The following is a 20890-nucleotide window of genomic DNA, read 5'->3' on the forward strand; positions in this document are numbered from 1 at the left end:
GTAGATAAACGAAGAATTAAACAGGTGGAATACGGCTATAGGCATGAAATGTTCAGCTACTATAGTCGTTTCCCCGCGTTTTGCTCCTAAGAAAATAGACAGATCCAACGAAGAAGGGAAGACTTAAAAAATGGCTTATCAGTTTAAATTACCGGATATCGGTGAAGGGATTGCCGAAGGCGAAATCGTTAAATGGTTTGTAAAACCTGGCGATACAATCAACGAAGACGATACGTTATTAGAAGTACAAAATGACAAATCAGTGGAAGAAATTCCATCACCAGTAACAGGTACTGTAAAAAATATCGTTGTACCAGAAGGAACAGTTGCAAACGTTGGTGACGTGTTAATCGAAATCGACGCACCTGGTCACGAAGATAACGATGCAGCACCAGCAGCTCCTGCACAAGAACAAACACCAGCACAACCTGCTGCTGTACCAACAACAGAAGCAGCTGGCGGATTTTTCCAATTCAAATTACCAGACATCGGTGAAGGAATTGCCGAAGGCGAAATCGTTAAATGGTTCGTTAAAGCGGGCGACACAATTAATGAAGATGATTCATTATTAGAAGTACAAAATGACAAATCAGTAGAAGAAATTCCATCACCAGTAACAGGTACTGTAAAAAATATCGTTGTACCAGAAGGAACAGTTGCCAATGTTGGTGACGTGTTAGTTGAAATTGACGCACCTGGTCATAATTCAGCAGCACCGGCAGCCGCAGCACCAGCTACTGACGCTCCTAAAGCGGAAGCATCAGCTCCAGCCGCTTCAACAGGCGTAGTTGCAGCCGCTGATCCAAACAAACGCGTTTTAGCAATGCCATCTGTTCGTCAGTATGCGCGTGAAAAAGACGTTGATATTACACAAGTAACTGCAACTGGTAAAGGTGGCCGTGTCATTAAAGCGGATATTGATGCCTTTGTCTCTGGTGGTTCTCAAGCAGCACCAGCTACTGAAGCTGCCGCAACAGAAGCAGCACCTAAAGCGGAAGCAGCTGCACCTAAAGCAGCGCCAAAAGCCTTTACTTCTGATTTAGGCGAAATGGAAACACGTGAAAAAATGACACCAACACGTAAAGCAATTGCTAAAGCAATGGTTAACAGCAAACACACTGCTCCTCACGTAACATTACATGATGAAGTAGAAGTTTCTAAATTATGGGATCACCGTAAGAAATTTAAAGATGTTGCTGCTGCAAATGGTACAAAATTAACATTCTTACCATACGTTGTAAAAGCATTGACTTCAACTGTTCAAAAATTCCCAATCTTGAATGCATCAATCGATGACGCAGCACAAGAAATTGTTTACAAAAATTACTTTAACATTGGTATCGCTACTGATACAGATCATGGCTTATATGTACCAAATGTTAAAAATGCTAATACGAAGAGCATGTTTGCTATCGCTGATGAAATCAACGAAAAAGCAGCATTGGCTATCGAAGGCAAATTAACTGCACAAGATATGCGTGATGGTACAATCACAATTAGTAACATTGGTTCAGTCGGTGGCGGCTGGTTTACACCAGTAATCAACTACCCTGAAGTTGCTATTTTAGGCGTTGGTACAATTGCACAAGAACCAGTTGTTAATGCAGACGGCGAAATCGTTGTGGGACGCATGATGAAATTATCATTAAGCTTTGACCACCGTATCGTTGACGGCGCAACTGCTCAAAAAGCAATGAACAACATTAAACGCTTATTAGCTGATCCAGAATTACTATTAATGGAAGGATGATTAACAAATGGTAGTAGGAGATTTCGCCATTGAACTAGATACAGTCGTAATCGGAGCTGGTCCTGGAGGATACGTTGCCGCAATTCGTGCCGCAGAAATGGGTCAAAAAGTTGCGATTATCGAACGTGAATACATCGGAGGCGTTTGTTTAAACGTTGGATGTATTCCTTCAAAAGCTTTAATTGCTGCTGGACATCATTACCAAGAAGCACAAGATTCTTCAACTTTTGGTGTAACAGCTAAAGGAGTCGAATTAGACTTTGCAAAAACACAAGACTGGAAAGATAACACAGTTGTTAAATCATTAACAGGCGGCGTTGGCATGTTATTGAAAAAACACAAAGTGGAAATTATTGAAGGCGAAGCATTCTTCGTTGACGAAAATACATTGCGTGTTATTCACCCAGACTCAGCACAAACTTACTCATTCAATAATGCTATTGTAGCAACAGGTTCTCGTCCAATTGAAATCCCAGGATTCAAATTTGGCGGACGCGTGTTAGATTCTACAGGCGGTTTAAACTTAAAAGAAGTTCCTAAAAAATTCGTTATTATCGGTGGCGGTGTCATCGGTGCTGAATTAGGTGGCGCTTATGCTAACTTAGGTTCAGAAGTAACAATTTTAGAAGGTAGCCCATCAATTTTACCAACTTATGAAAAAGATATGGTTAAAGTTGTCACAGACGACTTCAAGAAGAAAAACGTAACAATCGTGACTTCTGCAATGGCTAAAGAAGCTGTTGACAATGGCGATAGCGTCACTGTTAAATATGAAGTTAACGGAAAAGAAGAAAGTGTTGAAGCAGATTACGTAATGGTTACTGTTGGACGTCGTCCAAACACAGACGACTTAGGCTTAGAACAAGCGGGCGTTGAAATTGGCGAACGTGGTTTAATCCCAGTTGACAACCAAGGACGTACTAACGTGAAAAACATCTTCGCAATCGGCGACATCGTACCAGGTGCTGCGTTAGCGCATAAAGCAAGCTACGAAGCAAAAATTGCTGCTGAAGCAATTTCTGGTAAGAAAGTTGCAGTTGATTACAAAGCAATGCCAGCTGTTGCCTTTACTGATCCAGAATTGGCAAGCGTTGGTATGACTGTTGCAGAAGCAAAAGAAGCGGGAATCGAAGCAAAAGGCTACAAATTCCCATTTGCTGGTAACGGCCGTGCAATCTCTTTAGATAAAACTGAAGGATTCATGCGTTTAGTTACAACTGTAGAAGACAATGTCATCATCGGTGCACAAATTGCCGGTGTCGGTGCAAGTGACATGATTTCTGAATTAGCTTTAGCTATTGAATCTGGCATGAATGCAGAAGACATTGCTTTAACAATCCACCCACACCCATCATTGGGCGAAATTACTATGGATACAGCTGAATTGGCTTTAGGTTTACCAATTCATATTTAATAGTATCACTTTGTCGCACGACAGATATAATGCGCCTTTTGCACTTGTTGCATTAGCCACAGCAAGTGCAAAAGGTGTAAAAAAACAACGACTTCTCGGAGTCGTTGTTTTTTTATGCTCTGTTCTTTCTTTTACGGTATTTAAGAGGTGTTTCACCCGTTTCTTGTTTAAAGATACGGACAAAATAGCTATCTTCAACAAACCCTAAATCTTCACTGATTTGGGCGATCGTTTTATCTGTCTCCAAAAGAAGCTGTTTAGCCCATGTGATTTTTAATTGTCGATAAAATTGACTAAAGGGAATACCAAACTCCTCTTTTAATAAACGACTTAAATACGTCGGTGTCAAATGAACAAGGTCTGCCAGTTCTTGTAAATTTAAACGCAGCGATTTGTTTTCCCAAAGGGCATCTAAAACCGGTTGTAATTGCTTATTTTTAGTTTGATAGGCACTTGAAGGAGTTAATTGAGCAGTTAATAAAGTTTGTTGAATATCTTTTTGGATCATATTCAATGGCTCCAGCTCTTCTTTTCGCGAACTAATCTGTAAGGATTGTTTGTACGTATTGATTAAATAATCTTTTTTGATGGCTTCAGAAATAATATATTGGCTTAGATCAGCGATTAATGTAGCGCTCTTTTCTAAGTCTGCTAGTTCTAAAACAGGGTATTGTTGATACAGCTCTTGGTGTGTTACTAAAAATTCTTGAATGAAGGCATCATTCATGGTTAAAACCTGTTCTAACTCTTCTTGGTGATCTTCGAGCAAAACTTCACCAGCCATAATGGCTCCTACATACTGGTCATCAACAATAATGGGGATGGCCATATCAACGATGTTAAAGTGACAACGGTAGATAAAAGGCTGACCAGTGCGAACAGCTTCCAAGCCACCACGAGCATCACATTTTTCACAAAGTTTCGAGAGCTCAGGGGAGTGACGTACCAGTTGGCAAAAGGGTTGAACTTGACTATGTTTCGTCACAGGACGACCTTTATAATCGACTAAAATAATGGCTAAGCGAGTGCTTAAGGCCAATGATTCTTGCAATTTTTCCCACTTCTCTAAATCTAAAATATTTTTTAATTCTACAGTCATAAGGCAATCCTTCAATCTAAAGTTTAAAAATCATAATATTTTATTATTTCACAAAATAATTCTATCATTTTTTGCAAGAAAACGATACCAAAAGTTCAATGCTTTTTGTATGAAAGCGTTTTATACTATGTATGTAAACAAAATATAGGAGGCTATCAACATGAGAAAAGCATTGATTTTACCAACGAAATATGTTCAAGGGGAAGATGAATTACTAAACTTAGGTTACTTCGTTTCAACTTTTGGAAAAAAAGCGTTACTAATTGCAAATCCTGCTGACGTTGATCGTGTACGTCCACAATTGGAAGAAACAGCGAAAAAGTTTGACATTACCTTCGTAGAGGGTGGCTTTAGTGGAGAAGTAACGCGTGAAGAAACAAAGCGCTTGCAAAACGTTGGACAAAAAGAACAAGCAGACTGTATCATTGGTTTAGGTGGCGGTAAAGCAATCGATGCTTCAAAAGTCGTAGCAGAAGGTGAAAACTTAATTATTGTACCAACGATTGCGGCTCAAGATGCACCAACTTCGCATTCAGCTGTACTATATCATGAAGATGGCTCATTTGATGATTATGCTTACTTTAAACAAAGTCCAAGCGTCGTGATGGTTGATACAAAAGTGGTTGCCAAAGCGCCAACTAGATTTTTAGTTGCTGGAATGGGGGATGCCTTATCCACATATTTTGAAGCACGCGCAACACACAATTCATATTCTCGGGTTAATGCTAGTTTGCCAATGGGTTCAAGAGAAGGCTTAACGCCTGCTGCTAGCGGCACATATGCAGCTTTGGCCATGGCAAAACTTTGCTGGGAAAACCTACAGGAAGATGGGTTAAAAGCGAAATTAGCTTGTGATGCAAATGTGGTTACTGAATCATTGAATAAGATTATCGAAACAAATATCTTACTTTCAGGCTTAGGTTTTGAAAGTGGTGGTTTAGCTGCAGCGCATGCGATTCATAACGGTATGACAGTCTTACCTGGTGCGCACAGTTATTTACATGGTGAAAAAGTAGCCTTTGCAACGATTGCACAACTTGTATTAGAAGATGCAGCAAAAGACGAATTAGAAGCTGTTTTAGACTTTAGCGCTTCTGTAGGTTTACCATTAACGCTTTCAGACATTGGTGTCGATGAAATCACTTATGAAGAATCGTTGGAAGTAGCCAAAATTGCTTGCATTCCAGAAGAATCAATTCATTCAATGCCATTCCCAATTGTCGTTGAAGAAGTAGCGAATGCAATCATTGTTGCAGATAAAGTCGGACAAGAATATAAAACAAGACATAAATTAGATTAAGGAAGTGTCCACATGAAAGCAGATATTTTACTCGTTTCACATAGCAAAATGATTACAGATGGTATTAAAGAGATGATTGAACAGATGAATGCCAGTGAAGAAATTACGATTCATTCACTTGGTGGTACATCAGATGGTTCATTAGGTTCAGATCCAATGAAAATCATTGACACGATTAACGAAGCGGACTCTGACCGAGAATTTTTAATTTTTGCCGATTTAGGCAGTGCCGTTTTAAGTTCAGAATTAGCTTTTGATATGCTAGAAGAAGACCAACAGAAACATTATCATTTAGTCGATGCACCATTGGTTGAAGGTGCCTTTGCGGCAGCAATTACTGCAGGTGTCTCAGATGATTTGACGCAAATTTTAGCAGAAGCTCAAAATGCTGGTAAGAAAGGGTGGAACTAAATGAAAAAAATTATTAATGAACCTGGTAAAATTGTCGAAGAAATGCTCCAAGGAATTGTGAAAAGCTATGGAAACCTTGTTCATCAAGTCGAAGATTCTCGCGTGATTGCTCGCAACGACTCAAACAAACAAGTTGGGTTAGTATCTGGTGGCGGAAGTGGTCATGAGCCTGCACATGCTGGGTTTGTTGGTGATGGAATGTTAAATGCCGCAGTTTTAGGTGATGTCTTTACTTCACCAACACCAGATCAAATTTTAACAGGGATCCAAGCGGCAGACCAAGGGGCCGGTGTTCTGTTAATCGTAAAAAATTATACAGGCGATATTTTGAACTTTGAAATGGCCAAAGATATGGCTGATATGGAAGACATTCATGTAGAAATGGTCGTTGTCGATGACGATATAGCTGTCGAAGATAGCACCTATACCGCTGGAAAACGCGGCGTTGCCGGGACTGTTCTTGTCCATAAAATTTTAGGACATCATGCCCGCCAAGGTGCTTCTTTAGAAGAGCTCGTTTCTTTAGGAGAAAAGATTGTAGCAGCCACGAAAACAATTGGAGTGGCTTTAAAAGCAGCCACTGTGCCTGAAGTTGGCAAACCAGGTTTTACTTTACCAGAAGATGAAATTGAATTTGGCGTAGGGATTCACGGAGAACCAGGCTATCGTCGTGAAAAAATCCAACCATCGAAAGAGTTAGCGAAAGAATTAGTTGAAAAAACATTAAGTAGCTATGAACAACAACCACAAACAGTTGGGATACTTGTCAATGGCATGGGCGGCACGCCATTAATGGAACAATTTGTATTTATGAACGACGTGCTAACATTATTAGAAGATAAAGGTGTTCAAGTGACCTTCCATAAAGTGGGTAACTATATGACGTCTATTGACATGCAAGGATTATCTTTAACGATGATTGACTTGGCGACAAAAGACTGGCAAACAGCGCTAGAAAGCAATGTAACAACAATTTCTTGGTAAGGGTGATAAAAGATGGAATTAACAGTAAAAGACATTCAAACATGGTTAGACAATTATTCAAAAGTTATTGAAGAAAAAAAAGACTATTTAAGTGAATTAGACACGCCGATTGGTGATGGGGATCACGGTAACAACATGGCTCGTGGTATGGCTGAATACAAAATTGCGTTTGACAAAAAAGTACCAACAACAATCACGGAGACATTTAAAGTCCTATCCATGGCTTTGATTTCAAAAGTTGGCGGAGCTTCTGGTCCTTTATATGGTACTGCGTTTATGAATATGACTAAAGCGACAAAAGATTTGGAAACCATCAGTTCGCCAGAGCAATTAAAAGAAATTGTTCAGCAAGGTCTAGCTGGGATTCAGATGCGCGGCAAAGCTGAACCAGGAGATAAAACGATGGTTGATGTCTGGGCACCTGTTGCTGAAGTGATTGGAACGGAACAATTTAATGAAGAAAAAATTGAACAATTTGCTGAAGCAACAAAAGATTGGGTGGCGAAAAAAGGACGTGCCTCTTATTTAGGGGAACGAGCAATTGGTCATATTGATCCAGGAGCAGCATCTAGTGCATTATTATTTGAAGAACTAGTCAAAGTAATCAATCAATAGCAGTGAAAAAAAGTTTAGCAAGTGCCTCTCTTGAAGCACTTGCTAAACTTTTTTATAAATAATGGTTTCTTTTGTTCATCTATGGGATAATTTAAGTAACAAAAAATAACAAAGATAAACAAATGGGGGATTTAAAGATGAAAAAGCATGTGATTGTGGGATGTTTATTAATCGTTAGCTCAATGTTTGTAAGTGCTTGTGGAAATTCATCAGACGTGACCACGGAAAAAACCAGTGTCACAAAACAAGTCGAAGCTACGGGACAAAGCACATCATCTTCCGTAGACCAAACCAAGTATGATGCCATTATTACAGAAGCTAAAAAGTTAACGGCAGAGGGGCAATATAAAGAATCAGAAGAAAAATTAGCTACGATTCCTGTTAGCGATTTAGGGAAACCTCATTATTCAATCGTTAAAGAAACGGTTGAGAAACTAAATAATCAAAATAATGAAGGCTTAAAAAGACAAGAAGAAGTCGCGGTTGAAAAGCAAACGAAGTCGAGTCCGGCACCAACGGAATCACTTAAACCAATTCCAGATGAATTTGCTAAATGGGCAACCACGTATCTTTTTTATTATCCACGAGGAGATCAAAAGCAAGCGGGTTTAATCATTGAAGCGAATGGAGCAGTCACGCAGACGAATACGAATGGCGAAATTTACACAGGAAAAGCCGAAATAAGTGGAGCTTCGGGCACTATTTTAAGTTATGATACGACTAGTTATCGCCCGACGACCCAACCAGTTACAAAATCGATTACTCCAAATGTTAAAATCACTGTTACTTGGAACAATGGCGGCGGTGTTGATGTTTATTATGGCTACGTTTCTTATTCACAACGTTTAGCTTTGACAGATGGTATCGCCGTGACAGACGGGGTCAAAGAAGTTTGGCTTTCATAAAAAGAGCTAGACATTCAAGCAAAAACTTGAATGTCTAGCTCTTTTGTTGATTGAATAGGGGGATTTAAATACTTAGTTTCGATAAGAACGAACGGTATTATTAATAGCAGAAATACTATATTTTAATTCATCTTCTAACGTTTGATCAATGTCTGTGTCTAAAGTTTCTGCAAACATGGCTTCATATTCAGCGATAGAAAGTTCTGTCCGATTATCCAGCAGTGCTAAATGAGTTTCTTTTTGTAAATGATTTTGATAACCAGCTACTAATTCACCAGTGAAAAATTCAGCGACAGCACCAGAACCATAACTGAATAAACCAATTTGATTGCCTGCGGTTAAAGTCGTTGCATTTTCTAAAAGGGAAATGAGTCCCAGATAAAGTGAACCCGTATACAAGTTTCCTACGCGACGACTATAGATGATACTTTCTTCATAACGAGCTAAAATTCGTTCCTGTTCTGCTTCAGTTTGGTCGGAGATTTTTGCTAATAAGGCTTTTTTGCCCATTTTTGTGTAAGGAATATGGAACGCTAAAGCATCATAATCTGCAAAATCAAGACCGGTTCTTTTTTTATGTTCATCCCAGACTTGGGCAAAAGATTGGATGTAGGTTTCGTTTGACAAAGGACCATCGACCATAGGATACGGGTGGCCTGTTGGACGCCAAAAATCATAGATATCTTGCGTCAGCATCACATTATCCTCTTTTAAAGCCAAGATGCGCGGTTCACTAGCAACTAACATTGCAACCGCCCCAGCTCCTTGTGTAGGCTCACCGCCAGAATTTAAGCCATATTTTGCAATATCTGCCGCTACGACCAAGACTTTTTTATCTGGATGTAAGGCTACGTGATTCTTAGCTAACTGTAAGCCTGCTGTTGCTCCGTAACAAGCTTCCTTGATTTCGAAAGAGCGAGCGAAAGGTTGAATCCCCATTAAACGATGTAAGACAACTGCGGCCGCTTTTGACTCATCGATACTGGACTCAGTCCCGACAATCACCATATCAATGGCCTCTTTATCTTCTTTGGTCAAAATCGCTTCTGCGGCATTGGCTGCAAATGTCACAATATCTTGGCTGATTGGGTTCACCGCCATTTGGTCTTGCCCAATACCAATATGAAATTTTCCAGGGTCTACATTTCTGGCTTCAGCCAGTGCCGTCATATCAATATAATAAGGGGGCACAAAAAAACTAATTTTATCAATCCCAATTGTCATTTCTTTAACTCCTTTACGATAAATAGATTCATTATATAAAATAGCACGAAATGAACCAAAATGGGGAATTTTTGTATTAACTTCATAGATTATTAAAAAATATCTTATAAGTCTGTTAACATTCAGTAATTGGCACTTGTGATTCTGGGATTTTATGATATATTTCAAGATGGAGGTGCATTTAGTTGAAAACAGTAGTTATTATTGATGCATTACGAACACCAATTGGAAAATATAAAGGCAGCTTAAGTCAAGTAAGTGCCGTAGACTTAGGAACACATGTTACAACACAACTTTTAAAAAGACATTCCACTATTTCTGAAGAAATTGATCAAGTAATCTTTGGAAATGTTTTACAAGCTGGAAATGGGCAAAATCCCGCACGACAAATAGCAATAAACAGCGGTTTGTCTCATGAAATTCCCGCAATGACGGTTAATGAGGTCTGCGGATCAGGAATGAAGGCCGTTATTTTGGCGAAACAATTGATTCAATTAGGGGAAGCGGAAGTTTTAATTGCTGGCGGGATTGAGAATATGTCCCAAGCACCTAAATTACAACGATTTAATTACGAAACAGAAAGCTACGATGCGCCTTTTTCTAGTATGATGTACGATGGGTTAACGGATGCCTTTAGTGGTCAAGCAATGGGTTTAACTGCTGAAAATGTGGCCGAAAAGTATCATGTAACTAGAGAAGAGCAAGATCAATTTTCTGTACATTCACAATTAAAAGCAGCTCAAGCACAAGCAGAAGGGATATTCGCTGACGAAATAGCCCCCTTAGAAGTATCAGGAACGCTTGTGGAGAAAGATGAAGGGATTCGCCCTAATTCGAGCGTTGAGAAGCTAGGAACGCTTAAAACAGTTTTTAAAGAAGACGGTACTGTAACAGCAGGGAATGCATCAACCATTAATGATGGGGCTTCTGCTTTGATTATTGCTTCACAAGAATATGCCGAAGCACACGGTCTTCCTTATTTAGCTATTATTCGAGACAGTGTGGAAGTCGGTATTGATCCAGCCTATATGGGAATTTCGCCGATTAAAGCCATTCAAAAACTGTTAGCGCGGAATCAACTTACTACGGAAGAAATTGATCTGTATGAAATCAACGAAGCATTTGCAGCAACTTCAATTGTGGTCCAAAGAGAACTGTCTTTACCAGAGGAAAAGGTTAACATTTATGGTGGCGGTATTTCATTAGGTCATGCGATTGGTGCCACAGGTGCTCGTTTATTAACGAGTTTAAGTTATCAATTAAATCAAAAAGAAAAGAAATATGGCGTGGCTTCTTTATGTATCGGCGGTGGCTTAGGACTCGCTATGCTACTAGAGAGACCTCAGCAAAAAAAAAACAGCCGATTTTATCAAATGAGTCCTGAGGAACGCCTGGCTTTTCTTCTTAATGAAGGCCAGATTTCTGCTGATACAAAAAAAGAATTTGAAAATACGGCTTTATCTTCGCAGATTGCCAATCATATGATTGAAAATCAAATCAGTGAAACAGAAGTGCCGATGGGCGTTGGCTTACATTTAACAGTGGATGAAACTGATTATTTGGTACCAATGGCGACAGAAGAGCCCTCAGTGATTGCGGCTTTGAGTAATGGTGCAAAAATAGCACAAGGATTTAAAACAGTGAGTCAACAACGCTTAATGCGTGGACAAATCGTTTTTTACGATGTTGCAGACCCCGAGTCGTTGATTGATAAACTACAAGTAAGAGAAGCGGAAATTTTTCAACAAGCAGAGTTAAGTTATCCATCTATCGTTAAACGCGGCGGCGGCTTAAGGGATTTGCAATATCGTGCTTTTGATGAATCATTTATATCTGTCGACTTTTTAGTAGATGTTAAGGATGCAATGGGGGCAAATATCGTTAACGCTATGTTGGAAGGTGTGGCCGAGTTGTTCCGTGAATGGTTTGCGGAGCAAAAGATTTTATTCAGTATTTTAAGTAATTATGCCACGGAGTCGGTTGTTACGATGAAAACGGCTATTCCAGTTTCACGTTTAAGTAAGGGGAGCAATGGCCGGGAAATTGCTGAAAAAATTGTTTTAGCTTCACGCTATGCTTCATTAGATCCTTATCGGGCAGTCACGCATAACAAAGGAATCATGAATGGCATTGAAGCTGTAGTTTTAGCTACAGGAAATGATACACGCGCTGTTAGCGCTTCTTGTCATGCTTTTGCGGTGAAAGAAGGTCGCTACCAAGGCTTGACTAGTTGGACGCTGGATGGCGAACAACTAATTGGTGAAATTTCAGTTCCGCTTGCGTTAGCCACGGTTGGCGGTGCCACAAAAGTCTTACCTAAATCTCAAGCAGCCGCTGATTTGTTAGCAGTGACGGATGCAAAAGAACTAAGTCGAGTAGTAGCGGCTGTTGGTTTGGCACAAAATTTAGCGGCGCTACGGGCCTTAGTCTCTGAAGGAATTCAAAAAGGACACATGGCTCTACAAGCACGTTCTTTAGCGATGACGGTTGGAGCTACTGGTAAAGAAGTTGAGGCAGTCGCTCAACAATTAAAACGTCAAAAAACGATGAACCAAGACCGAGCCTTGGCTATTTTAAATGATTTAAGAAAACAATAAAAAAAACAGTTCAGCAGAAATTATTCTGCTGAACTATTTTTTTTCACATTAGGTAGCCGTTTCAGGCCACGAATTGGTTTTACTTTTAAGACATCTAAGAAGAAAGTGAACACAGGGATTCCTACAATAAGTCCCCATACACCAAAGAGACGCTCACTAACTAATAAAATGACAAACGTATAAAAGATTGGTAACTCTGTTTTACTAGACATGAATTTAGGATTTAGCACGTAAGATTCAAATAAATGGACGATTGTAATTAAAGCTAAGATATAAATCACATCGTTCAAGCCACCTTGGGAATAAGCGATGAAACTTAGCGGAATGCAGGAAATAATCACACCAGCAACTGGGACTAAGCTCAAAATGAAGATCATAATGGCTAAACTAGGTAACTGAGTAAAGCCGATTATCGCCAAGGCCAAGGTAGTAATGACTGTATTCACCACAGCAATGAAAAACTGAGCTTCCATTACGACACCAAATGTGTTAACGAACTTGTTGGCGAAATAATAGATATCCTGAAAAAACCAATCAAAATCACTTTTTAAAAATAACTTAGAAAAATCAGCCATTTGCTTCTTCTCAATCATAAAGAAGAAACTTAAAATAAAGGACATGACAAATGATAAACCGACAGCACCAATATCTTGAATGTAGCGTAAAATCATTGAAGCACCATTCTGGAGTTGAGAGAGTAAGTTAGATTTTTCCAAGTATTGATCAATAAATTGCAATACTTGATTTGTATCTGTATGTGGACTTTGATAAAAATCAACTACAGAATTAATCATTTGAGTCGTTTGGTTAACTAGAACGGGAACATATTTAGTAATCGCTAAATAGATTAGAAAAACAACCAATGCATAGGTTAAGAGAACGATGACAATCGTCGGGATTTTCATATAGCGTTGAACAAAATGGACCAAACGAACAGCTAAATAGGTAAAGATAAATGTTAAAAGAATTGTTGTAATCATGCTTCTGGATAAATAAAGCACAAAAATAATCAAAGCAAGGACGCAAAGACGTCGCAAACGTTCATTTTGAATAAATTTTTGATACAAACTCATAGGGGAAACTCCTTCTTTACTGAATAATCAATCCTGTTAAGAATAACATAACCATACCGATGGCAGCTAGGCCGCAAACAATAATATGGCGGCGTTTGTACATCACTACAATGGCGATGAACTCTCGAATAAACGCGTTAGGTAAAAAATAAAAAGCGGTTTTTGCACCAATGCCATCAGCTTTTAAGCCAGCCATTCGAGCGAAAAGACCCGCTCGGAAAAGGTGATAATTGTTTGTAGTAAAAATGGCTTGGAAATTAGCATTTCCAAAATCCTCAATCATTGTTTCTTTGGAAAAACGCATATTTTCCAGGGTGTTTTTTGAATGAGCTTCTACTAAAATATCATCATCAGGAATACCTTGTGTCAAAGCATACATTTTCATCGCGACACTTTCAGGAAGTAATTCATCGGGACCTTGGCCACCAGACATGACGATTTTTGGTGGATTTAACGTTGCGCGATTTTGAGCCTTGTAAAATTGAATGGCTTTGTTGATGCGGGCTTGCAATAATGGCGGCACAATCTCACCATTGATTAACCCCGAACCTAACACAACAATATAATCCTGTGTATATTTTGGCTGATTAAATTGATACAACGTAGAAACAGTTAAAAAATTATAAAAAACAAACGCGAAATAAGTCAAAATAAATGGCGCAATAGTTAAGGGTAAGGAGAGCCAAGTTGGTAACAACGATTGAAAAAAGAAATTATAAATTAATAGTAATGTTAAGCCAATTGCTAGCAACAACGTCAACAAGTTCCCTAGAGACCGACCTTCTTTTCTCATAACAACGACCGCATTCCAATAGAGGAAAATAATTAAGGCATAGAGTCCTAAAGCCAAAGCGATAAAAATCGCCAGCAGGGCAATAATTGCTAAGGTGATTAGAAAGTAGTTGTTTGTACGAATCGCAGTAATCCCTAAATAAGTCGCTAGAACCACAAGAAAAATATTAAATAATGTTCCATTCAGTAAACGCCTTTTTTCTTTGAAGTAGAAGAGCGCAAACAAGCCAAAAAAAGCAATGGGAATTAAAAAGAAGGCTGTGCCACGAATGATTTCTAAATATAAAACATATGAGAAGAACATAAAGACGGTCCAGCCAAACATCCACGGCAACCAATCGTGTTCTTTTTTCTTTTTTCGCCACGAGGGAATGAAAAAGAGACCCAATAAATAAACACCTAAAAAGGTTAAATCACCATAAAATTGCATAAATAAACTCCTTTAAAACATTTTTCCTCTTCAGTATAACGAAAACTCTTCAAAAAAAATAGAGGAAGCACTTAGTTTCAGAAAGTTTTCTTGTTCTTTTTTTTATAAAAAAAACCTGACGATTAACGTCAGGTTTTTGAGTCAGTATTGTTTAATTAAGCTTTAGTAACGTTAGTTGCTTGAGGGCCACGTTGACCTTCTTCGATTTCGAAAGTTACTGCTTGACCTTCTTCTAAAGTTTTGAAGCCGTCACCTTGGATAGCTGAGAAATGTACGAATACATCGTTTCCGTTTTCTGCAGTGATGAAGCCAAAGCCTTTGTCTGAGTTAAACCATTTTACTGTACCTGTTTCCATAATAAATATCCTCCTAGATGTGTGTTATAACACATTCATATTTTGCAATTACTTGAAAGGTGAAAAATGTGGAAGATGTTTATTTGAAACAGCTACCCATATTACCGAACAAAAACTACATCTATTACTATAGCATACTAACTGGTTTTTGTATAGCGATAACCTTATTTTCTTTTTTATCGGATGTTTTTTAAAAACTAGAAAGTGAAGATAAGGCTGTTATAGTGCTGTTTCAATAAGTCTCAGAAAAAAAGCCCATTGTAAGGCGCTTTCTTACAATGGGCTTTTTGCCTGTTTTTAATAACGGAGGATAGCCGTTAAAGACTTTTCATCTGGTGCAGCTTTTTGGTCTAAAACAAAAACTTGACCGCCGTTTTGAATGACTTGGTAAGCAATGGTGTTTAAAAGTTTGCGGCGATCGTACTCTTCAGATGACATTTCATTGTTTTCAGTAACAAAGAGTGACGTTGCAATAAAAAGATGGGAAATTTTGCCGTCAGCTGCCGCTGGCGAAATATCTGTAAATTGATCTAAGAATTTACGATCTAGTAATTTGTTATAAGAAGCTGTTTCTTTTTCTGTTAACTCTGCAGCTATTTTTTCACTAGCGCTGCGGATATCTTGAATGGTTGCTTGTGCAGGTGAAGCAGCAACTGAAATTGAGCAATCATAATAAGGGTTTTTAGCAATCTTTTTAAAGAGTGTTTGGTTTTCTGGTAAAGCATAAAGATAAAGTGGTAATTTTTCAGGATTATCCAGTTGATCTTTTAAGAAAGTATCGACTGCTTGATAGTAGTTCACCCAATCAATTTCAACTTCTTTATCTTTAGTATTGATGCTATGATAAGCGACACCTTCTTTAGAACCGTTAGAACTACCTTGAGTTGAAAAGTTTAAATTACCCCCCGTTAATTCATCACCTAATGCTGTGACCACGTCTGTTGGTGCATCTTTAGGCAATTCAACAGGAGTCACAGTCGTATGATCGACCTTGTAAAGTTTCATTGAATCGCGATTTAGAGCAAGTAGGTAATAATGGTAGTTAAATTGTTTGTCTTTGACTAGTCCAAGTAAATAAGGAATCGTGTCCACGTAATATTGATCGTCAACGGGCACATCTAATCGTTGAACAAAGGTGTTCTCTGGAGATAAGATGATTGAAACACTTGCTGTGCCGTTGCGCCAGAAGGAAGCATCAGCTAGAAGTGCGTCAATTTTTTCTTGGAAAACAGCCCATTTTTCCTCAGGAAATTTTTTTTCAAAGCGTGTTTTTGCCGCTTTTGCAAAATTTTTCAAAACAAGCGAATCTTTTTCTACGTTTTGATGAGCGACATGGGTGTTAAACAAGAAAGTAACAAACGGTCCATGAACTTCTTCAGAAAATAATGTTGATAAGCTATCTTTTTTTTGATTTGCCATAATAAAATCCCCCTTCTAAAAGTAAGTGTAGCACAGGAAATCGAATGTTTAAAACAATATGTTCAATAAAAGAAAACGCTTTAAAGAATCTAAATAAAGGACTGTTAATGGTGTTCTAATAAAAGTTTTATAAAAAATATAGCTGAAACTCATGATAAAAAAGGCACAAACCACTATACTTACGTTATGCCAATTATCCCGAATTGGTTTTTTCATACTTACTCCTACCAAGAGTAAATAACAACCTTCATTTCCACCACAGACGACGGTCGTGGTGGTTTTTTTGTTTAGGTTCTAGTTTTTGCTATTAATTGACTAGGAGAAGTGAACGCTCTTTAAGAATTTGTCATTTCAAATTTACGGAACCGCAAGAAACGATTTGCTTCTTCCTCTAACTGAGTAATTTCTTCTTCTGTTAACTCTTCCGTAGTAATGTGAATATGTAACTCTTTTTGTGTGCTTGTCATAGGTGCCTGATGATTGATCTCTGTTTGTTGGGTGCGGCCCATTAAATAGTCCAAGGAAACAGAAAAATAGTCTGCTATTTTTAAAAGATTCTCTACTTTAGGCGAAGAGGTATCCCAACGACGAATTTGTCCATTGGAAATGCCGACGTTTCTTTCTAATTGGGCGAGGGTTAATTGCTTTGACTGAGCTAGTTGTTTAATGCGAGAAATTAAGGTCATTTCAAGTCCTCCTTGTGTTTTCCGTTTGCTAATTTTAAATTAGCGTAAAAGCGAATGGTTGTCAATTGCGAGCGTGTAATAAGAAGGTGAACATCTCATGAGTGATTTTTTAGAAAATTTCCGATGAAAAAAAGAAGAAATAGAGTTATTATTAGTAAGTAAACTGTTTTGGAGCGAGAGGGGATGAATCAATGGAGAAAATTAAAAGTTACCAAGAGGATTCTGAAGTGCAAAAAAATCGTTGGTGGATCTTAGTTTCTGTGGCTATGTTTACCTTCATGTCTACATTAGATTCCAGCATTGTAAATATTGCTTTACCGACTATTTCAAAAGAAATGTCCGTACCCATGAATCAAGCGGAATGGGTCGTATCTATTTATTTAATGGTTGTCTGTGCTTGTTTATTATTATTTGGAAAAATTGGCGACAGTTTTGGAAAAATAAAAGTTTATCGAATTGGCACGGTTATTTTTACGATTGGTTCGTTACTTTGTGGCTTTAATCAATCGCTGAGCTTTCTATTATTTGCGCGAGTCGTTCAAAGTATTGGTGCTAGCATGACCATGGCGACCAATTCAGGAATTATTACGGAAGTATTCCCTTTAAATGAAAGAGGGCGGGCGCTTGGTGCAGTAGGTGCCTTTGTCTCTTTAGGCGCGATTGCTGGTCCTGGGATTGGTGGATTGATCTTATCAAACTTTTCTTGGTCGTATATTTTTTGGATTAATGTTCCTGTGGGGCTAGTTACAATTTTAATTGGCGAAAAGTTTCTACCAAAAGATATTACAAAAACAAAAGAAAAAATCGATTTTTCAGGATTTGCTTGTATTGCCATTGCGATTATGACGTTCTTCGGTGGGATTTTCCTCGGACAAGAGAGCGGGTTTGGCTCGTTACAATCCTATTTATTGTTCATTATTGCAGTAATCGCATTAGGATTATTTATAATGGTTGAACGAAAAAGAAAAAGCCCACTTATTAAGTTCGCAATTTTTAAAAACAAAATTTTTACATTAAGTTTATTGTCCGCCGTTTTAATTTTTGCCTCAAACTTTTTTGTAAATGTTGTCATTCCATTTTATTTGCAGGATGCACGCAAACTAAGTGCTAGTTATGCTGGTCTATTAATGATGGTATTTCCGTTATTAATGGTGGTTGGGGCTCCTCTGAGTGGCTATTTGACGGATAAAATTGGCCCAGCTATTTTAACGTTTGGCGGATTGTTGCTCTTGTGCTGTACGTCGTTAATGTATATGTTTTTAGATATGAACTCGCCCATCTGGTATTATGTGATTGCAACGGCCATTATGGGCTTGGGAAATGCACTTTTCCAGTCTCCAAACAATACAATGGTTATGAGCAGTGTTGAAAAGCAAGATTTAGGTGTAGCAGGAAGTATGAATTCTTTTGCTAGAAACTTAGGGATGGTCATTGGGATTGCATTGTCAACGACCATTTTATATCGTGGTATGAGCGAAGCCTATGGTGAACGAGTAACCACGTATCTGGCTAATCGCCCAGATATATTTATTGTGGGAATGCGTGAAACCTTTTTTGTCGCCTTTCTATTATGTGTGGCGGCCTTTATATTAACGATTTTACGTTTTCGGAAAACAACCAAATAAGTAAAAAGAAGCAGACGAGAAAGATTCATGATTTTTCTCGTCTGTTTCTTTACTAGCTAAGAAAATAAGCAAATGCGATTGTATATTTCTAATTCTCTGTTACAATAAAGAAAGTAAACTGTACTAAACTGTACTACTTTTAAGAATGAATTTGACGATTAATTATCATAAGAGTGTGTAGAAAATACCGTAGGAGGAATACAAATGGAACTGATAGGACATGGACATTCATGTATTGAAATTCGTCTAAACGACGGCACGAACCTTTTATTTGATCCTTTTATTAATGGCAACCCTTTAGCGGACGTTTCACTTGAAGATTTACACCCTGATTACATCTTAATCACTCACGGACACAGCGATCATATTGGCGATATGCTAGCAATTGCTCAAGCCAACAAGGCAACAATTATTGCGATAGCTGAAGTGGCTACGTATGCACAGTCGCAAGGGGTAAAAGCGCATGGAATGAATCTAGGTGGGCGTTATGTCTTTCCTTTTGGTTCGGTTAAATTTGTGCCAGCTTTGCATAGTTCCGGTTATGAAATAGACGGCGTAATGACCTACATGGGCGAAGCAAGTGGGATTATTTTAGAAGCAGAAGATAAAAAAATTTATCACGCTGGTGATACGGCGTTGTTTTCAGATATGCGCCTTTTTGCAAAAGACAAATCCATTGATGTAGCGTTCTTACCAATTGGCGATAATTACACGATGGGACCAGAGGATGCGCTAGAAGCAGTCTCTTACTTAAATCCCGAAATAACCATTCCAATTCATTACAATACCTTTCCTGTTATCCAACAAAATCCAGCAATATTCGTAGAGCAAGTAGTTGGCGGGAAAGTATTAAACCCAGGAGAGACGATCCTAGTTTAGGAGGAAATTATGGCGACGAAACATGATCAAATTTTAAAACATATTGAAGAATTACCAATTGGCGATCGAATCTCTGTTCGAAGCATTGCCAAAAGTTTAAGTGTTAGTGAAGGAACAGCGTATCGGGCCATCAAAGATGCAGAAAATATTGGGCTTGTTTCCACCATTCAACGTGTTGGTACGATACGAATTGAGCGGAAGTTAAAAAAACATATTGAAAAATTAACATTTGGTGAAGTGGTCCGGATTATTGAAGGGGATGTGTTAGGCGGTAGCTCTGGTCTAGACAAAGTCCTTAATAAATTTGTAATTGGTGCGATGACAGAAACCGCGATGACGCGATATATTACTCCCGGATCCTTAATGATTGTTGGTAACCGCCAAGGTGTGCAAAAGCTTGCTTTAGAAAATGGGGCAGCCGTTTTAATTACAGGTGGATTTGAAACATCTGAAGAGATTGCGCAGTTAGCAGATCGTCTGGGTATGCCTGTCTTGAGAACCACATATGATACATTTACTGTGGCTACTATGATTAACCGTGCTTTAAGTGATCAGCTGATTAAAAAAGACATTTTACTCGTCAGTGATATTTATACAGCGCTTGAAAAAACCAATTATTTATTGACAACTCAGACGATTGCAGATTATCAGGCATTATCTGAAAGTACCCATCATTCTCGTTTCCCAGTAGTAAATAAGAAATTACGTTTAGTGGGGATTGTCACAGCCAAAGATGTCATTGGTAAAAGTGAACATTTAACCGTGGATAAAGTCATGACAAAGGATCCCAATGTTGTGAAAAAGATGATGAGTGTAGCGAGTGTCAGTCATCAAATGATTTGGGATGGTCTAGAAGTCATGCCGGTGGTGGAAGATGATTTAGCGCTTGTTGGGATTGTTTCTCGCCAAGATGTGATGAAAGCTATGCAATTGGTGCAACGACAACCACAAATTGCAGATACAATTTCAGATCAAATTTCCGGGGAAGTGATGCCTGTTGAAGAAAATGGCAAAGAAACAACCCGTTTTCGTTTTTCGGTTGCGCCCCAAATGGTTAACAGTGTTGGTACCATCTCGTTCGGTGTCCTAAGTGAAATTATTTCTAACGTGACACAACGAACAATGTTGATGAATCAAAAAAGAAATGTACTAATTGAACAAGTGAATCTACATTATTTGCGGCTAATCCAGTTGGAAAGTGAATTGGACATTCGTCCACGGATTTTAGAAATTGGTCGTCGCTCTGCAAAATTAGATATTGAAGTTTATTTAGAAAATGTCATTGTGGCAAAAGCAATTGTTGTTTGCCAAGTGATGGAGAGAACGTAGGA

The 20890-nt window shown here is 38.5% G+C and carries 18 protein-coding genes; 11 read left to right on the forward strand and 7 right to left on the reverse strand.

The window, feature by feature from the left end:
• Positions 1–130: 130 nt before the first annotated feature.
• Both IGK03_RS06040 and lpdA read left to right on the forward strand, forming a co-directional pair.
• Entirely contained in the window at positions 131–1750 is a 1620-nt protein-coding gene (locus IGK03_RS06040) for a dihydrolipoyllysine-residue acetyltransferase (protein WP_002357766.1), read from the forward strand.
• A gap of 7 nt (positions 1751–1757) precedes the next feature.
• Positions 1758–3164 carry a dihydrolipoyl dehydrogenase gene (gene lpdA, locus IGK03_RS06045; RefSeq protein ID WP_002357765.1) on the forward strand — a complete coding sequence of 469 codons (1407 nt, stop codon included), beginning with the start codon at positions 1758–1760 and terminating at the stop codon, positions 3162–3164.
• Positions 3165–3276: 112 nt separating this feature from the next.
• On the opposite strand, the gene IGK03_RS06050 is transcribed toward lpdA, so the two are convergent.
• Positions 3277–4263, reverse strand: a complete 987-nt coding sequence (locus IGK03_RS06050; RefSeq protein WP_002382271.1) for a PocR ligand-binding domain-containing protein — start codon at positions 4261–4263, stop codon at positions 3277–3279.
• Between the two features lie 160 nt (positions 4264–4423).
• Here IGK03_RS06050 and IGK03_RS06055 point away from each other — a divergent pair, with 160 nt between their 5' ends.
• The 5 genes from IGK03_RS06055 to IGK03_RS06075 all read left to right on the forward strand — a co-directional run bounded on the left by IGK03_RS06055 (position 4424) and on the right by IGK03_RS06075 (position 8478).
• Positions 4424–5563: a glycerol dehydrogenase gene (locus IGK03_RS06055; RefSeq protein WP_085406432.1), complete on the forward strand. Its 1140-nt coding sequence runs from the start codon at positions 4424–4426 to the stop codon at positions 5561–5563.
• A gap of 12 nt (positions 5564–5575) precedes the next feature.
• A complete protein-coding gene (dhaM, locus tag IGK03_RS06060; protein ID WP_002357762.1) occupies positions 5576–5974 on the forward strand; it encodes a dihydroxyacetone kinase phosphoryl donor subunit DhaM in 399 nt (132 codons plus the stop codon).
• A complete protein-coding gene (gene dhaK, locus IGK03_RS06065) occupies positions 5975–6958 on the forward strand; it encodes a dihydroxyacetone kinase subunit DhaK (RefSeq protein WP_002366604.1) in 984 nt (327 codons plus the stop codon).
• 12 nt (positions 6959–6970) lie between these two features.
• Positions 6971–7573: a dihydroxyacetone kinase subunit DhaL gene (dhaL, locus tag IGK03_RS06070; RefSeq protein ID WP_002360441.1), complete on the forward strand. Its 603-nt coding sequence runs from the start codon at positions 6971–6973 to the stop codon at positions 7571–7573.
• Positions 7574–7695: 122 nt separating this feature from the next.
• On the forward strand, positions 7696–8478 hold the full coding sequence (locus tag IGK03_RS06075) for a hypothetical protein (RefSeq protein ID WP_179141026.1): 783 nt from the start codon (positions 7696–7698) through the stop codon (positions 8476–8478).
• Between the two features lie 72 nt (positions 8479–8550).
• Here the strand turns inward: IGK03_RS06075 and IGK03_RS06080 are convergent, their stop codons facing one another.
• Positions 8551–9702: a hydroxymethylglutaryl-CoA synthase gene (locus tag IGK03_RS06080; protein WP_002357756.1), complete on the reverse strand. Its 1152-nt coding sequence runs from the start codon at positions 9700–9702 to the stop codon at positions 8551–8553.
• 185 nt (positions 9703–9887) lie between these two features.
• Between IGK03_RS06080 and IGK03_RS06085 the strand changes: the two genes are divergently transcribed.
• Entirely contained in the window at positions 9888–12299 is a 2412-nt protein-coding gene (locus IGK03_RS06085; protein WP_430602564.1) for a hydroxymethylglutaryl-CoA reductase, degradative, read from the forward strand.
• 20 nt (positions 12300–12319) lie between these two features.
• Here IGK03_RS06085 and IGK03_RS06090 read toward each other — a convergent pair whose 3' ends face one another.
• The 5 genes from IGK03_RS06090 to IGK03_RS06110 all read right to left on the reverse strand — a co-directional run bounded on the left by IGK03_RS06090 (position 12320) and on the right by IGK03_RS06110 (position 17055).
• Positions 12320–13372, reverse strand: a complete 1053-nt coding sequence (locus IGK03_RS06090) for an AI-2E family transporter (protein WP_430602566.1) — start codon at positions 13370–13372, stop codon at positions 12320–12322.
• Between the two features lie 16 nt (positions 13373–13388).
• Positions 13389–14594: a YdcF family protein gene (locus IGK03_RS06095; RefSeq protein WP_002382277.1), complete on the reverse strand. Its 1206-nt coding sequence runs from the start codon at positions 14592–14594 to the stop codon at positions 13389–13391.
• A gap of 155 nt (positions 14595–14749) precedes the next feature.
• A complete protein-coding gene (locus tag IGK03_RS06100) occupies positions 14750–14950 on the reverse strand; it encodes a cold-shock protein (RefSeq protein WP_002357750.1) in 201 nt (66 codons plus the stop codon).
• Between the two features lie 297 nt (positions 14951–15247).
• Entirely contained in the window at positions 15248–16369 is a 1122-nt protein-coding gene (locus IGK03_RS06105; protein ID WP_002360437.1) for a hypothetical protein, read from the reverse strand.
• 335 nt (positions 16370–16704) lie between these two features.
• Positions 16705–17055, reverse strand: coding sequence for a helix-turn-helix domain-containing protein (locus IGK03_RS06110; RefSeq protein ID WP_002357747.1), 351 nt, complete (start codon positions 17053–17055; stop codon positions 16705–16707).
• A 191-nt stretch (positions 17056–17246) separates the two neighbouring features.
• Between IGK03_RS06110 and IGK03_RS06115 the strand changes: the two genes are divergently transcribed.
• The 3 genes from IGK03_RS06115 (at position 17247) to IGK03_RS06125 (ending at position 20888) form a co-directional block, all read left to right on the forward strand.
• On the forward strand, positions 17247–18680 hold the full coding sequence (locus tag IGK03_RS06115; RefSeq protein ID WP_002366610.1) for an MFS transporter: 1434 nt from the start codon (positions 17247–17249) through the stop codon (positions 18678–18680).
• Between the two features lie 204 nt (positions 18681–18884).
• Positions 18885–19559 (forward strand): metal-dependent hydrolase, encoded by a 675-nt coding sequence (locus IGK03_RS06120; protein WP_002361745.1) that lies wholly within the window; start codon positions 18885–18887, stop codon positions 19557–19559.
• Positions 19560–19568: 9 nt separating this feature from the next.
• Positions 19569–20888 (forward strand): DRTGG domain-containing protein, encoded by a 1320-nt coding sequence (locus IGK03_RS06125; protein WP_002357743.1) that lies wholly within the window; start codon positions 19569–19571, stop codon positions 20886–20888.
• Positions 20889–20890 lie beyond the last annotated feature (2 nt).

The sequence above is a fragment of the Enterococcus sp. DIV2453a genome (assembly GCF_050533535.1).
Taxonomy (GTDB): domain Bacteria; phylum Bacillota; class Bacilli; order Lactobacillales; family Enterococcaceae; genus Enterococcus; species Enterococcus faecalis.

Coding starts and splice junctions, on each gene's coding strand:
- IGK03_RS06100 (WP_002357750.1), bottom strand. CDS start 14,950: ATGGAAACAGGTACAGTAAAATGGTTTAACTCAGACAAAGGCTTTGGC.
- dhaM (WP_002357762.1), top strand. CDS start 5,576: ATGAAAGCAGATATTTTACTCGTTTCACATAGCAAAATGATTACAGAT.
- IGK03_RS06105 (WP_002360437.1), bottom strand. CDS start 16,369: ATGGCAAATCAAAAAAAAGATAGCTTATCAACATTATTTTCTGAAGAA.
- IGK03_RS06095 (WP_002382277.1), bottom strand. CDS start 14,594: ATGCAATTTTATGGTGATTTAACCTTTTTAGGTGTTTATTTATTGGGT.
- IGK03_RS06055 (WP_085406432.1), top strand. CDS start 4,424: ATGAGAAAAGCATTGATTTTACCAACGAAATATGTTCAAGGGGAAGAT.
- lpdA (WP_002357765.1), top strand. CDS start 1,758: ATGGTAGTAGGAGATTTCGCCATTGAACTAGATACAGTCGTAATCGGA.
- dhaK (WP_002366604.1), top strand. CDS start 5,975: ATGAAAAAAATTATTAATGAACCTGGTAAAATTGTCGAAGAAATGCTC.
- IGK03_RS06080 (WP_002357756.1), bottom strand. CDS start 9,702: ATGACAATTGGGATTGATAAAATTAGTTTTTTTGTGCCCCCTTATTAT.
- IGK03_RS06110 (WP_002357747.1), bottom strand. CDS start 17,055: ATGACCTTAATTTCTCGCATTAAACAACTAGCTCAGTCAAAGCAATTA.
- IGK03_RS06115 (WP_002366610.1), top strand. CDS start 17,247: ATGGAGAAAATTAAAAGTTACCAAGAGGATTCTGAAGTGCAAAAAAAT.
- IGK03_RS06050 (WP_002382271.1), bottom strand. CDS start 4,263: ATGACTGTAGAATTAAAAAATATTTTAGATTTAGAGAAGTGGGAAAAA.
- IGK03_RS06075 (WP_179141026.1), top strand. CDS start 7,696: ATGGGGGATTTAAAGATGAAAAAGCATGTGATTGTGGGATGTTTATTA.
- IGK03_RS06125 (WP_002357743.1), top strand. CDS start 19,569: ATGGCGACGAAACATGATCAAATTTTAAAACATATTGAAGAATTACCA.
- dhaL (WP_002360441.1), top strand. CDS start 6,971: ATGGAATTAACAGTAAAAGACATTCAAACATGGTTAGACAATTATTCA.
- IGK03_RS06040 (WP_002357766.1), top strand. CDS start 131: ATGGCTTATCAGTTTAAATTACCGGATATCGGTGAAGGGATTGCCGAA.
- IGK03_RS06090 (WP_430602566.1), bottom strand. CDS start 13,372: ATGAGTTTGTATCAAAAATTTATTCAAAATGAACGTTTGCGACGTCTT.
- IGK03_RS06120 (WP_002361745.1), top strand. CDS start 18,885: ATGGAACTGATAGGACATGGACATTCATGTATTGAAATTCGTCTAAAC.